General features: G+C 35.5%; 13 protein-coding genes. All 13 read right to left on the reverse strand.

Annotation, left to right across the window (positions count from 1 at the left end; translation table 11 throughout):
- Position 1 precedes the first annotated feature (1 nt).
- The gene (locus QNJ52_RS01620) at positions 2-1105 is read right to left on the reverse strand and encodes an ATP-grasp domain-containing protein (RefSeq protein WP_283721701.1); all 1104 of its coding nucleotides are present in this window, start codon (positions 1103-1105) and stop codon (positions 2-4) included.
- Complete coding sequence (locus tag QNJ52_RS01625) at positions 1098-2303, reverse strand: DegT/DnrJ/EryC1/StrS family aminotransferase (protein WP_283721702.1); 1206 nt, start codon at positions 2301-2303, stop codon at positions 1098-1100. Before QNJ52_RS01625 ends, QNJ52_RS01620 begins: the two co-directional genes overlap by 8 nt.
- Complete coding sequence (locus tag QNJ52_RS01630) at positions 2296-4107, reverse strand: polysaccharide biosynthesis protein (RefSeq protein ID WP_283721703.1); 1812 nt, start codon at positions 4105-4107, stop codon at positions 2296-2298. The genes QNJ52_RS01625 and QNJ52_RS01630 overlap by 8 nt, the downstream gene beginning before the upstream one ends.
- A 17-nt stretch (positions 4108-4124) precedes the next feature.
- Positions 4125-4847 carry a CpsD/CapB family tyrosine-protein kinase gene (locus QNJ52_RS01635; protein WP_481817286.1) on the reverse strand — a complete coding sequence of 241 codons (723 nt, stop codon included), beginning with the start codon at positions 4845-4847 and terminating at the stop codon, positions 4125-4127.
- A gap of 8 nt (positions 4848-4855) precedes the next feature.
- Positions 4856-5533 (reverse strand): Wzz/FepE/Etk N-terminal domain-containing protein, encoded by a 678-nt coding sequence (locus QNJ52_RS01640; RefSeq protein WP_283721705.1) that lies wholly within the window; start codon positions 5531-5533, stop codon positions 4856-4858.
- A gap of 144 nt (positions 5534-5677) precedes the next feature.
- The gene (locus QNJ52_RS01645; RefSeq protein WP_283721706.1) at positions 5678-7798 is read right to left on the reverse strand and encodes a glycosyltransferase; all 2121 of its coding nucleotides are present in this window, start codon (positions 7796-7798) and stop codon (positions 5678-5680) included.
- Positions 7799-8002: a hypothetical protein gene (locus QNJ52_RS01650; protein WP_101152469.1), complete on the reverse strand. Its 204-nt coding sequence runs from the start codon at positions 8000-8002 to the stop codon at positions 7799-7801.
- A complete protein-coding gene (locus QNJ52_RS01655) occupies positions 8002-9171 on the reverse strand; it encodes a glycosyltransferase (RefSeq protein WP_283721707.1) in 1170 nt (389 codons plus the stop codon). Before QNJ52_RS01655 ends, QNJ52_RS01650 begins: the two co-directional genes overlap by 1 nt.
- Before the next feature lie 2 nt (positions 9172-9173).
- Positions 9174-10127 carry an ABC transporter ATP-binding protein gene (locus tag QNJ52_RS01660; RefSeq protein WP_283721708.1) on the reverse strand — a complete coding sequence of 318 codons (954 nt, stop codon included), beginning with the start codon at positions 10125-10127 and terminating at the stop codon, positions 9174-9176.
- Positions 10099-12279 carry a hypothetical protein gene (locus QNJ52_RS01665; RefSeq protein ID WP_283721709.1) on the reverse strand — a complete coding sequence of 727 codons (2181 nt, stop codon included), beginning with the start codon at positions 12277-12279 and terminating at the stop codon, positions 10099-10101. Before QNJ52_RS01665 ends, QNJ52_RS01660 begins: the two co-directional genes overlap by 29 nt.
- Positions 12280-12288: 9 nt before the next feature.
- Positions 12289-12927, reverse strand: a complete 639-nt coding sequence (locus QNJ52_RS01670; protein WP_283721710.1) for a TrbJ/VirB5 family protein — start codon at positions 12925-12927, stop codon at positions 12289-12291.
- Between the two features lie 10 nt (positions 12928-12937).
- Entirely contained in the window at positions 12938-13297 is a 360-nt protein-coding gene (locus QNJ52_RS01675) for a hypothetical protein (RefSeq protein WP_101041764.1), read from the reverse strand.
- The gene (locus QNJ52_RS01680; RefSeq protein ID WP_283721711.1) at positions 13294-14427 is read right to left on the reverse strand and encodes a glycosyltransferase family 4 protein; all 1134 of its coding nucleotides are present in this window, start codon (positions 14425-14427) and stop codon (positions 13294-13296) included. Before QNJ52_RS01680 ends, QNJ52_RS01675 begins: the two co-directional genes overlap by 4 nt.
- Position 14428 lies beyond the last annotated feature (1 nt).

Here is a 14428-nt window from a genome sequence, read left to right on the forward strand (position 1 = left end):
TTTAATCACCCTTTTTTGAATATATGTAATATCCAACCTTATCATATACTCCATTAACAGGACGAATAATCTCACCATTTTTATAATAGTTATATTCTTCGATTATATCCTCATTAATTTTGAATTTACTGTAATCTACTTTATTATTTGGTATTTCGCATTTAAATTCTAAAGTGACTGGCATTATAATATTATCTGTAAAGTTTGGTTGTATGCCATTTAATAGATGCTTGATAGACATATCTAGTAAATCATTACCAGTGTGGTACTTTATTACTTTATGCATATGGCATCCATCAAATCGAGGAGTTATTTCGATCATATATGGGACATTATTCTCTACTTTAAGTTGAGCATAAACTGGTCCATTTTCTATTCCAATAGCTTTACAATGTTGAATCGTTACCTCTTCTATTTCTTTTGTCGGATATGAAATGCTGTCATCTGCTATATGTTTATGAATTAGTCCAGTATATTCTTTCCATGTTTCTCTACCAGATACAAGCATGAAGCTCATTTTGCCATTAATCAAATAGCCGTTTACAGAAACTTCATATCCAGCCTTATATTCTTCAACAACAACAAGTTTATTTCTACTAAAATCAATTGAATGTTTAATTGCTGAATTGAGATTTTCATAATTATGTACTAAATTTATCCCTCTTTGACCTTGACCATCGGAAGGCTTTACTATTAAAGGATATCTTAAATTTACATCTTCATTTACTGGTCCATCCAATATTAAAGTTTTAATAGATCCTTTGCAGTTCTTTGTAATTTCTCTCATTAAATTTTTATTATTACAAATCTTTGCTGCTGCTTCTGATGTAAAGTATGGTAAGTTAAATTTTTCAGATAAATAACCTACTATTGGCATAGCAATATCTGATCCTACAGAATATACTGCATCAATTTTATTATCAACAATATATTTTTCAAGGCTTTCTTTATCCAAAATATTTATTTCTTCAAAGTAATTAGCACTTTCTGCACCGGGACCATCATTTCTCATTGCAACAGCATGAGTCTCTATATTATTTTCATTTAAGTATTCAATTAAATCTGCTTGAACACTTGCAACTCCAAGAACCAAAAACTTAATCATGTATTTCACCAACTATCTGATTAAATTGTTCTATAATATATTGAACTTCATCATCGGTTAATTGTGGGTAAATTGGTAATGAAACTTCATTTTTATACGCTTTATATGCATTAGGATAATCCGTAATAGAAAAGCCTAATTTTTTATACGCAGTTAATAAAGGTAAAGGCTTATAATGAACATTTGTTGCAATTCCTTTTTCAGCCATTTTTTCTATTATCGTATTTCTTTCTAGTTCTGATATCCCTTTAATCCATGTTAAATATAAATGACAGCTTGATTCAAATTCTTTATCAATGTGCTTTAAAAATGAGATATTTTTTTGTAAATTTTCATCATATTTATTTACGATTTCTTTTCTTCTTTTTAAACTTTCTTCGTATGTCTTTAATTGACTAATCCCTATTGATGCAGATATATCAGTCATATTCGTTTTATATCCTAGAACTTCTATATCATATTCCCAATTACCTTTTTTCATTTTTGAAAATGCGTCTTTAGTTTGACCATGTAAACCATACATCTTGAATATTCTATATAACTCTTCATCATCAATGTCTAGTGATTTATTCCAAGTAATAGCTCCGCCTTCAGAAGTAGTTAGGTTTTTAACAGCATGAAATGAATAACATGTAAAGTCTGCAAAGTTACCACTTTCTATACCATCTCTTGTAGCACCAAAAGAATGTGCGCCGTCAGCTACGACGGCAATTCTGCCAATCTTTTTGTGTAAATCATTATTTGTTTTGAAAATATCATTATGCTTTTCGATTTTCTTATAAATTGTTTTGTAATCACAAATTTTCCCAGCGATATCTACAGCAATAATTGCTTTCGTATTCTTATTTATTTTTTGTTCTAAATTATCATAGTCCATTTCTAAACTATCTTTTTGTGTATCAACTAAGACAATTTTTGCCCCAACATGATTAATTACACTCGCACTTGCAGTATATGTATATGCTGATGTAATAACTTCATCTCCAGGTCCTATTCCCAATACTCTTAGTACAAGTTCCATTGCTGCTGTTGCCGAATTTGTAGTTACTACCTTGTTATTACCAATATAATTAGCAAGTCTTTCTTCGAATAATTGAGTTTTAGGACCTGTTGTAATCCATCCAGATTTCAAAGTATCGATAACTTCATTTATTGTATCTTGTGAAATATCTGGCGGGCTAAAAGGTATATTATACATTACTTACATCTCCTTTATTATTTACAAATTTAACTAACTCTTCTTTAATATCCTGATTATTTAGTAAGTATTCAATAAAATTGTTTATCTTACTTTCCTCAATTTGAGTTGCCTTACCTATATAAATTTTCGGATAAATTTGCTCTGGATGTATTTCTTCTTCATTAAGTAATTCTTCATACATCTTTTCGCCTGGGCGAATACCTGTAAATTCAATTTTAATGTCTTCTATTGAATATCCACTAAGTTTTATCATGTTCCTAGCTAGGTCAACTATCTTTACTGGTTCACCCATATCTAACACAAATATTTCTCCACCTTTTGCAAGTGTACCCGCTTGTATAACTAAGCGTGAGGCTTCTGGAATAGTCATAAAATATCGAGTCATGTCTGGATGAGTAACTGTGACTGGTCCACCAGATTCTATTTGCTCTTTAAATTTTGGTATTACTGAACCCCTTGATCCAAGTACATTTCCAAATCTAACAGCAACAAATCTCGTAGTGTCGCTATTCTTATCTAAAGCTTGTATAATCAACTCTGCCATCCGCTTAGTAGCTCCCATAACATTTGGAGGATTAACAGCTTTATCAGTTGAAACAAGCACAAAAACTGGTACTTTTGCATTTAATGATGCCTCAGCTGTATTTTTTGTTCCTATGATATTATTCTTCACAGCTTCTGTTGGATTATATTCCATTAATGGAACATGTTTATGAGCAGCGGCATGATAGACAATATCAGGTTTGTATTTCATCATCTGTTCAAACATACGCTCTCTATCCTGCACATCTGCAATTATCGGAATAATTTCTATAGAACCCAGTAATTTATTTTTTAACTCTTCATTAATTAGATAAATTGAATTTTCTCCATGTCCTAATAAGACAATTCTTTTCGGCTTAAATTTAACTATTTGTCTACATATTTCAGAACCTATAGATCCACCAGCACCTGTTACCAAAATGGTTTTATTTTCAACTTGTTCTAAAATTCCTTTATCATCTAATTGAATTGGAGCTCTCCCTAACAAGTCTTCTACTTCTACTTTTTTCAATTGAGAAACTTCTAATCGACCTGCCATAATATCGTCAATATTCGGCATAATTAACACTTCCGATCCGGTCTCAGTTGCAGCTTTATGTATGTCATTTAACTTTTGCTTATCTAAACTTGGAATAGCAATTACGATACGTTTGATATCGTACTTAGTTACTAAATTATGTATATCTGAGGTTGTGCCTCTCACTTTAATTCCGTCTGTTAATTCTATATTCTTCTTATTTGGATCATCATCGACCGCTACTATTGGTTTCATTCCCATAGTTAGTGTCGATAACATCTGATGAATCAATAAGTTTCCACCTCGACCTGCCCCTACTATTAAAGTCGGAATCAATTCGATATCTTCATCTAAAATGTATCGTCTTACCACGCGCCAGCTTATTCTTGATCCACCAATTAATATGAGATGCATCATCCATGTAATAAATATTAAGCGGATGAACACCTGTCCATTAATGATAAATGCTAGAACTGAAGTTAATAAGATACTTGCAGTAACGCCTTTGACGATTGCTAACAGTTCGTTGATACTCGCATATTCCCATGCACGGTGATACAGGTTAAATATATATGCAAATAGATGATGACTTAGCAGAAGAAGTACTGAATATACTAATAAGTCATTGAGCTGATCATCTTTAAAAAATGGAAAAATAATTGAATAACAGAAAAAGACAGAAAGTGAAACGATGATTGAATCTAAAATAATTAAGAACATTAACCTTTTTTTAGCTGTCATGATGTTGTTCCTTTCTGTTAATTTGATTTGCCGTAGTATTCATAATAGTAGTAGTCATCTTTTGATGATTTCTCTACATTATTTAATACGATTCCCAGTATGTTTGCATCAGATTTCTGTAGCACTTCTTTCGCTTTAACCAAATGATGCTTATTATTTGTCTCTACGTTGGTAACTAGTATCGTGCCATCAACCACATTAGACATGATTACCGCATCTGTCACTGCTAAAACGGGCGGTGTATCAATGATGATCATATCAAAGTGCTCTTCGAAATTTGAGATCAATTCTTTAAAGCGCTTAGAAGCTAACAGTTCACTAGGATTCGGTGGGATTGGTCCTGAAGTCATAATCGATAAGTTTTCAACTTGTGTGTTTTGCACTGCTTGTTCCAATCCTATCTGATCTGTAATTAAGTTAGATAACCCAAACACATTCTTTGTTTCAAATGTATATTGAACAGTTGGTTTTCTTAAATCGCCGTCAATCAGCAAGACTTTCTTTCCTGCTTGTGCATAAGCTACAGCAATATTAGCAGCCGTTGTCGATTTACCAGCTGAAGGTGCTGCAGAGGTTACAACGAGCTTCGTAATTTCATGATCAATCCCTGAGAACATAATGTTCGAACGAATCATTCGATATTGCTCACTGATTGTTGATTTAGGGTACAAATGTGTTATTAACTTTCTTTCTTTAGGAAGTTGTGTTAAATTACTTTTTCTTTTAAACAATATATTCACCAATCTTTCTATTTTAAAGTTTTTTCATCGAAGTGCGGAATCATTCCAATTACAGGGATACCTAAGATTTCTTGAACTTCTTCTTCTGTTTTTACACGTTTGTCTAATATGTTATTCAAAAGGGTTATCGCTAATGCCAATAATAATCCTAATAGTAATCCAATTAATGTGTTAATTAATGGCTTTGGTTTCACTGGAGAAGCCTTTAAATCTTCATCCGCTTTCGTAAGGACAGTAACATTATCTGTCTTCATGATCTTTCCAACTTCTTTAGAGAAAACACGTGCAGTTTCGTTAACAATCTTAGCTGCATCTTTATAATTCTTTGCGTTTGTGCTGATTGTGATTACTTTAGATTGTGTTGAGTTCGATACACTGATCTTTGGAGCTAAGTCATCTGAAACTTTGAGATTGTCCGCTACCTCGTCTAAGATGACAGGTGATTTAATAATCTCATTATATGTATTAATTAACTGTAAATCTGTTTGGTTAGCTTGTAATTCGAATTGTGTTTTATTATCTTTAGAGTTCACCAGAATTTGAGTCGACGCTGAATATGTCGGCTTAATTAAAAAGAAACTTATTGCAGCAGCTAGCAATGCACCAAGCAAAGATAAACTCACAATAAACTTCCAATTCCTTTTCAATAAATTCAAAACCTTCGAAATATCAATTACTTCTTCCATGTCTTCCTCCTAAAAATCCTATTTAATTTCTATTTTCAATAATATCATAATATTTAATAATTTAGATTTAAAATTTCAAATTCTTACTGTTTTTATACAACAATTTACAAATTGTTGTTAAGATTTACAAAAAAAGATGACGCATTACACATCATCTTCTTTAATTCTAATCTTAATCCCTTGAATCGTTTCCATCTCATCCATCGGACTTCCCTCTTCACAGTATGCAATTACAGGAACGCCGCTTCCTTTATAATCACTTAACTTACTCGGCAAATATGGATTTTCTTCTTTAATCCCCTTCGTGTGTGCATCCATAACAATAAGCGAGTCGAATTGCTTCGTCGCATTTAGAAATTCAAAGTATGGTAATGCTTCATGTACATTTACTTGAGTCATTTCATAGAGACTGATCATCTGCCTGACATTGATAGGACTACTTGTAAAGATGTGAAATGCTAATGGTAACTTCGATGGATTAAGTGCTTCAATAAGTTCTGGATGATCTATCAGTTCCTGAATTTCTTTAAGGCCACGCGTTTCATAGAAATCACCGAAATAACCGATATTGAATGTTGCTTTATCGACTGTGATCAGTGCGTGTTGTTTCTCATAGTACTGTGCACATAGTGTTGGATGTGGTCTGATAACGGATTTCTTGATAATTGCCTGCTGTATGTCTTCTGTAAATCTCTTTATCATCTGTGTTCTCTGTTTATTATTTGTAAATACGATTTCATCTGCAAATATAAAGGGGAGCAGTTCTACGATATTGTACAGGTTATCATCGATGTATGGATGATATTCTTCTGGTGCCTGTCTTTTTATTTTATTGACATAGGTAAATGACACTTTACTGTGTCGCTCTTTATTCTTAATATCATATAGTACAGGGTCAGAGAACTCAGCAATCCATTTTGTATTATTTGTCTTTAGTTTCCATGCTAATAGATGACTCGCAGGCCAGAGTACTCTGGAATAGATTTCTTTATATGTATTATTTCTTAGCTTCTTAGCGCCTTGCTGCACGAATACATTCATCAGCTGATAGTTACTGAATGAGGATTTACTGTTAATGCCATAATGTTTCGCGATATATGGGTCTGATAGTTCGTTTAATGTGTAATCTGTTGTTCTCACATCGCTCATATTATTGGAGATCACATCAGCAGGTACTTTGCGTTCGGCGATACGTTTTCCCAGGATAACACCGCTTGTATCATTATACGGTGCAAAGCAATATCCGATGTATAGTGTCTGTGCGAGTCCTTTGTTTACAGTTTGATACGGAAGGTATTCAGCATGTATGCGCTGTAAATCCTGGATCACCTGCTGATAAGCTGTCACATCATGATGCAGATATCTATTGATAAATCCTGCCTGAGCATCCATGCGATTCATAATGAACTGTCTTATTGATGTATCGTCTTCCGCGTCGAGTAACTGTGCGAGTGCCTGTATAACACTGATTCTATCTGTAACGTTAAATGCATAGCTCATCGACTGCCTGCTTACCGAGTGCTCGGTCATATGTCTATAATAGACACATACTGTACTGTCAATGACATTGATGATCGGTCTGAAGCGTGCTAAGATGTGCGTCATCAGTACGACATCTTCTCCTGATGTCAGTGTTTCATCAAACCTTATGGTCTTTAAGTAATGTGTCGGAATCAGCTTCGCGCCGTTCATGGATAATATTTTAGTCAGTTTCATATAGTCAGATGTCAGTTGTCCTTTTAGCTGATTCTTTTCTTTTTCTATGATATTATCCTGTTCTATCTCTTCATTATGAACATTATAGAGATGAAATACAGAAATATTTGCGAAATCGAGATGCTTACTTAGCTCAAATAATGTGTGTGGATGAAGTGTATCATCTGCATCCAGGAACAGCGTATGAGAATATTGAGCAATTTCAATTCCTTTATTGCGGGCGATCGATGCGCCATGACCTGATTCAATGATGTGATACTTGAATTCTTTTGTAAGTGAATTCAAGGTCTCTTTGTCTTCCTCAACAGAGCCTTCATCTCCATTCAACACAAAGATCACTTCAAACGTCGTTGTTTTGAAGGTGTTAATATTCTCTACTAATTGGTGCAAATACTTTCGGCTCTTATATAAGGGGACGATGACGGATATGCCTTTATGCTTTATCGGCTGCTCAATTGCTTCTACTGCATCTTCAATAGATAGAGGTGCATTTTGTTCAATTCTTGATAGCAGCGCGTCGATCTCCTGAATTCTCTTTCTTATACGCATTTACTTCAGCCCCTTTACATAGCGCATTGCACTGCGTAATACTTTCACTGGCAGAAGATTCATTAATTTATGCCATCTATGTTCATATAGACTGAGCTTCTTCTTTAGCAGTGCGATTTCCATGTCCTTATATTTAAGCTGGTTTAAGGCATATCTTTCATTATTTAAACTCTCCACAAGTATCTTCTTCTCTTGCTCTGTCATCAGCTCACCTCAAGATCTTGATATAGATTCAGCAGCTTCTGCTTTTCCTTCTCCCAGTTATACTGTTCTTTACTAACTTTCATTCGTTCTTTCATCGCATTTCTCATTGCTTCATCTTCAAACATCTTACGAATAGCTGCTGTAAGTTCTTCTTCTGAATCATGCTTTATGATAAGCCCTACCCCTTCTTTTTCCACCACCCTTTTTATTTCAGGAAGATCTGTGGCGATCACAGGAATATGGGCCATCATATACTCATAAAGTTTATTGCTCGATGCAGAATAATGATTGAAATTCACATTTTCTAGTATCTGGAACCCTGCATATGCAATCTTTGTATACGAACGTAACGACTCATAAGGAACACGACCGGTAAAGGTCACCTTGTCCTGTAAGTTGAGCGAGCGCGTTAATGCTTCAAGCTGAGGACGAATCTTTCCGTCGCCCACCATCAGTAGATTTGCAGGGATATCCGCCCGCCAGAACGCACGAAGCAGTCGTTCTAAACCACGTCCTTCCTGTAGTCCACCTTGATAAATAAAGGTTTTATCATACTTAAGAGGAAGGTCTACCGCTTCAACTTCGTCTATATCATAGTATTCCGAGTAGTTATAGAGCGACATCGGTCGATATCCATAGAGTAACTCATGATAGGTTGCACGTGTCTCATTCTCTACTATTGTACGATCCGTAAATCGAATAAGAAACTTTTCTATTGTCCCGACTAGACCTGCCTTATAGTTTGTACGGCTTGTGTTCACTTCATGAGCATCAAAGATAAGTATACGTTTATCTGTTCTCAATTTTGCACAGACAGCCCCTTGAATTAACGTATTCAGATCATGGCTGTGATAAATATCTGCATCTTGCCTGTAGCCTTCCTGGATCATCTTCATCATCAAGAAAGCATTCGGCATGTGCTTTAAAAGTATGGTCTTTAATTTGTTATTATAAATACGATCCGCTATAAATTTCGGTAGTTCTGTCTTATGTTTGCGTACAGCAGTATATCCTTCCTTATAACTTTGTTTAAGCGGGATATGACGTTCATTATTTTCACGTTTAGCGATGACAGTGACATCATAATCAGACTGAAGTGTCTTCGCTTCTCTTGTCACCCTTGCGTCATTGGTAAAGTTGTTCCAGACAAACATGGTCACCTTTTTCACGGTTAAAACATCCCTTTTAACATATTTAGATAATGTGATAGTGGTATGACATTTAATTGAGACAGCATACTGAATATAAATAATGCTGTAACACCGATCAAGCCGAATAATGTATTTTTAGATACATTTTCTTTATTTACTTCTATTTCGTTGATCGATCCTATTTGATTTTGAAGTTGTTCTTCTTTGTATGCAAGCTGCTGTTCTTTATCAAACTGATTATATCTTCTGATAAACCTGCCATATAAACCGACCGTCGGAATACAATCTCCTTGAGCTTCAATTTTGCCGTAATGAATCCATATCGCTTTATTGCACATCTTCTGGATCTGACCGATAGAATGACTGACAAAGAAGATGGTCTTCCCTTCTTCTTGAAACTCTTTCATACGTTCGATACATTTATTAGAGAATGTGTCATCCCCTACAGACAGCGCCTCATCCACAATGAGTACGTCTGGATCTGTATGGACAGCGATCGCAAAACCAAGGCGTGATTTCATCCCGCTGGAATACGTCTTAATCGGCTTCTTAATGAAGTCTCCGAGTTCAGAGAAGTCGATGATATCATTAAAACGGTCATTAATCTGTTCTTCAGTCAGACCATGCATCAGACATTTCATACGGATATTCTCTTCCCCTGATAATTCATTATTTAATCCTGCAGATATAGCGATCAGTGAGCTTCGGCCGTTTATTTCAATCGTCCCTGCAGTAGGTGAGATGACTTCTCCCAAGAGGTTTGAGAGCGTTGATTTACCGGCACCATTTAATCCAAAGAGTCCAACACTGTCCCCAGCATTCACTTCGAAGCTGATATCTTTCAGCGCATAATACACATCGTCATGCGTCTTATGCTGCCAGAACTTAAGGATATCCAGTATTTTCTGACTTTTACTCTGATTGACCGGATATGCTTTAGATACGTTATTGACCTTTACTTTCACTGCCTCCATAAGACACCTCCTCTTTCAATGTTAACGCTTTATTAAGGTGTTTGTTTATTTCACGAACAGTTGCTCCGTATGCAGAAAAATGGTTCATATCTACTTTGTACAGCTTTTCATTCACTTGTTCAGATAATATACTGTCTTCTTCGATAAATGCTAACGTGTAAGCCGAGCTTCCGAGATAATCACTAAGCTTAGATGGCAAATATGGATTAACTTCTTTAATCCCTTTCGTATGCGCATCATAAATCATCAGAATATCCATCTGTTCAGTTAAATTTAAGAACTCGAAGTAATCTAAGTAGGGATTCAATCTAATATAATCTTTAAAATCGCTGTTGTTATAGAATCCATTCGTCTTCGCATTTATATTTGTGAAGACATTAACCTTGAAGTTTGTAATTCCATCTAAAATCAAGTATTTACACATTAACTCGATTTCTCTGAATCCGCGTGTATCATAGAAATTACCGAAGTATGCAAAGTTGAGCTGTGCCTCATCATATTCATAGTTCGCCTGCTCCATATGATAGAATGACTGTGGCAACGTCGGATGTGCAGAAATGATTGCACGCTTACGAATCGATTCCTGTATATCACTGTCAAAGCGTTTGATAATGTATTCTAGCTGTAATTTATTCGTGAATATAAGTTCATCTGCATAGGCGAGTGGTAAGATTTCACATACATTAAATACATTGTCATCGACTAGAGACTGATAGGCTTCAGGTAGCGTCTCTCTTAAATGTTCAATGTATTCATTAGACTTAATCGGTGAAAATCTTTTCTCAGATTTCACATCTGTTAATAACGGATCAGAGAATTCTGCGCGCCAGTATATCTCAGGTTTACTCAGTTTAATCTCATACGCCAGGAAATGGGACGCCGGGAACATTGCACGGCTATATAGTTTATTATATTTATCTTTGAATGTGCTGAATATCTCCATGCCTAGATGCGTAAACGTTTCGATACTTTCATAGCTGCTGAATGCCTGTTTGGCATCAACGATAAACTTTGTATCGATCAGTCCTTTTGCAATGCCTTCCAATGAATAATCCTTCTTACGGATCCTATCCATATTATTTGAGATAATATCTACTTTATTCCCTTCCATATAGATACGCTTTGCCATGACATTGCCAGAAGTATCATTGTATGGCGGGAAGCAGTAAGCGATGACCAGCTCCTCTGCACGCCCTTTATTCAGAATTTCAAGGTTGATCGTTTTAAATGCTTTCAGTTTATCCAGTTCTATCTCAAGCTTTGTTTCACCTTTATCAATCTTATTACCAATTCTGAGTAACAAGATATCCGCCACATGCTGAATAAATGAATTGACACTCGTAGTATTACGATACAGTGCCACTTCGTTAAGATAATTTAAAGAAGGCATCGTCTCTAAGTCTTTAGTGTGTAGAAGGTTGCGCACTTCAGCAACATACTGAATGTCAGCAAGCGGTGTAATCACAAACGCATGATGACATATCATTTCCGTGATAGCTTCGAAACGGTTATCGGTAATTGACGCTTTCAAACGATGGGTCTCTAGAAATTGTTTAGGTATGATAATCCCGTAAAACTCATAGAGCTTAGTAAGCAGATGATTCATAGGGTATTCTACAGCACCGTCCTGTAGTTCATAGTCGTTTAGAGATTCAATATCGACATGAATCTTTACGACATTAGGATGAACTACTTTAGACGTTTGCTTTTCCGTATCGATCTGTGCAAGCGCTATCTCTTCATCTTCTTTTGTCTCTTCATCTTTCAGTACATGGTTCAACTCGCTATTCATAAAGCGTTGCGCAATATAGATATGATTCGACCTGAAATGTACAGGTTCATCAGAACATATAAGATCTTTAATATCTTTTACAAACGTTAGATGTGAAGTTCGTACATATTTCAGAACTTCTTTAATATCAAGTTGTTTCGCAGGTGATAGTACCAATACATTGTCGTATTGATGATTGTGAATAAGTTCATCATATACCGCCTTATCCTGAGGGATAACAATATAGGATAAGTGTGATTGTATGTGACCATAGTCCAGTGTTTCAGTAATGATCGTCAGCCCTTCCATTATCGTACCGATTTTCTTTCGTACACGTATCAGATCATCATATCTTAGCTTTGCATCATGCTGATAGTTCAATCTCTTCACCTATCCTTTTAAATCCCAATATTTAATCTGTAATTTACCGAGTCTTGAATTACGCAGATTATTTAATCGTTTTAAAGTTTCTTTATACTTATTCATTAACTCATTATATTTCGCCGCTTCATCTTCACGAATACCTGCCTGAACCTTTGACTCATAGCGTTCAATCTTAGCATTTGCCCATCCAAGTTGACTTCGGTACTGTTTCATCTCTTTATATATCGTGCGGTTCACCGTTCCCTCTATATACGCTTCCATATTTTCATACTGCTGAATTTGATACCACTTGATCATGTTGCTGTTATTGATAGATGATAACGTTCTATTTTTTAAATTATATGTAATGAACACATGAGCAGCATTATTACCTATCTCTGTTAATTCATATTCAATGTTGATACTGTCTTTACATGTATCAAACAAGGAGACAGGAATGCGCAACGTTAATCTCTTAGCATGAGTTGCATGCACTAAATCTCCGAGGTCTCTTGTACCTTCTTCAATAGGAAGACTTTCAGACAGTAATATATCGATATCATCTACTTGCTGAGTGATATGCTTCAATATACTTGCATCAATTCCTGCACTTACTTTGAGTGTTGTCGTTGCTTTAGGATAGCGCGTAATCAGTTCGTAAGTCATAATATCCTCCTTACACAGTAAATGAAATCGTATCGATTTCTTTCTGACCCGTCATGCGATTTTTTACGAAGAGACGTGCAAAGTACTTCCCTTTCGGTAGTTGAAATACGAACGTGTTGCTATATTGATACTTTGTCTTGACCAGCTCTTTCTTTGACCTTTGATGATAGAGATAGCATGCATACATCATCGTATCACCAGAAGCGTCGACAATTAATGAAGAGAACGTCTCATCTTTATCTACGACAATCTTATTGATCTTTAGTTTGACAGGATTATCTACCAGTAACTGTCTCGTATCTTCCATCATAAATTCAATCTGAGACTTTAAATCATTATATGCAGCTTCCCAGTTCACTTCATTTGTCATCCTTCAATCACCTCAAGTTCTTTTCTCGTTATCATTTCTTCTCCAGTCAGTCGCCTTATCGCTTGCGCTGCATTGTGACTGAGACGCAGAAACACATCAGGATGGTTCACCAGAAAATCAATAAGCTCGATCATTCCTGCAACATCATCCCTATCTGAAACAAGTCCAGTTTCATTATCTAATATAAATTCCTTAATCGCACCGATATCATTGGAGATAGGCACAAGGCCGCTGCTCATCGCTTCACACAGCGATACACCTTGCGAATCATGTCTAGTAGGTCCAAGGTAGATGCCGTTTCTTGCGTGAATTTCATGAATCTCATGTTGTTGCACAAATGCTTTATTTAATTTGACATTACTGAATTTTTGAAGCGGTTTCGTTATATCATCAAATAAAGGTCCGTCACCATGCAGTTCGAAAGTCAGCTCATCAAAATATTTCTTCTTGCTTAAACCGATAATGACATCTCTTGTAATATCGTTCGCATAGTTCTTAGCTGTATAAGGTCTGATATTGCAAATGTTAAATCTATGTTCCGGTTTTTTCTGACGATACGGAAATAGAGACTCATTAATCGGGTTATGGATAATATGATATTGATCAGGTACTTTCCCGAGATATGGATCGACATATTTTTCTTTATAGCTTTTTGAGACATAGATAAACGTCGCATCATACAGGTCCTTATCCATCAATGCAAGAAACATCTCTTTAACTTCTTCGTAATAACTATCTTTTCTTTCCATTACATCTAAAAATGACTGCTTGCTCGATAAAAAGTTGTAATACCTTGAAAACCAAGGTTCAGCTTCAAATCCATGCATCCATATAATTACTGGAGGTACTGTGTGCATCATCTTTAGCGCCTGGAACATCTTCAGATTCATAAAATGAATCAGCAGCTTATGGAACGGATGACCATTGACATAATCAGCGAGCTGGAATTCATCGAGAAACTTTACAGTGACCCCGTCATAGACAGCATCAAATCTTACTTTCGTCGTCATAACGACAACTTCAATATCCAGACCTGCCTGCTGGTATGCTTTTACTCTTCTATGGATGAATGCATTCGAATAAATCTTATCTTCACTTGGGTAAGCGTTTGTAATTAACAAATATTTCATT

This window comes from Macrococcus sp. S115, from assembly GCF_030067655.1.
GTDB classification, from domain to species: domain Bacteria; phylum Bacillota; class Bacilli; order Staphylococcales; family Staphylococcaceae; genus Macrococcoides; species Macrococcoides psychrotolerans.

Coding starts and splice junctions, on each gene's coding strand:
- QNJ52_RS01620 (WP_283721701.1), bottom strand. CDS start 1,105: ATGATTAAGTTTTTGGTTCTTGGAGTTGCAAGTGTTCAAGCAGATTTA.
- QNJ52_RS01625 (WP_283721702.1), bottom strand. CDS start 2,303: ATGTATAATATACCTTTTAGCCCGCCAGATATTTCACAAGATACAATA.
- QNJ52_RS01630 (WP_283721703.1), bottom strand. CDS start 4,107: ATGACAGCTAAAAAAAGGTTAATGTTCTTAATTATTTTAGATTCAATC.
- QNJ52_RS01640 (WP_283721705.1), bottom strand. CDS start 5,533: ATGGAAGAAGTAATTGATATTTCGAAGGTTTTGAATTTATTGAAAAGG.
- QNJ52_RS01645 (WP_283721706.1), bottom strand. CDS start 7,798: ATGCGTATAAGAAAGAGAATTCAGGAGATCGACGCGCTGCTATCAAGA.
- QNJ52_RS01650 (WP_101152469.1), bottom strand. CDS start 8,002: ATGACAGAGCAAGAGAAGAAGATACTTGTGGAGAGTTTAAATAATGAA.
- QNJ52_RS01660 (WP_283721708.1), bottom strand. CDS start 10,127: ATGGAGGCAGTGAAAGTAAAGGTCAATAACGTATCTAAAGCATATCCG.
- QNJ52_RS01670 (WP_283721710.1), bottom strand. CDS start 12,927: ATGACTTACGAACTGATTACGCGCTATCCTAAAGCAACGACAACACTC.
- QNJ52_RS01675 (WP_101041764.1), bottom strand. CDS start 13,297: ATGACAAATGAAGTGAACTGGGAAGCTGCATATAATGATTTAAAGTCT.
- QNJ52_RS01680 (WP_283721711.1), bottom strand. CDS start 14,427: ATGAAATATTTGTTAATTACAAACGCTTACCCAAGTGAAGATAAGATT.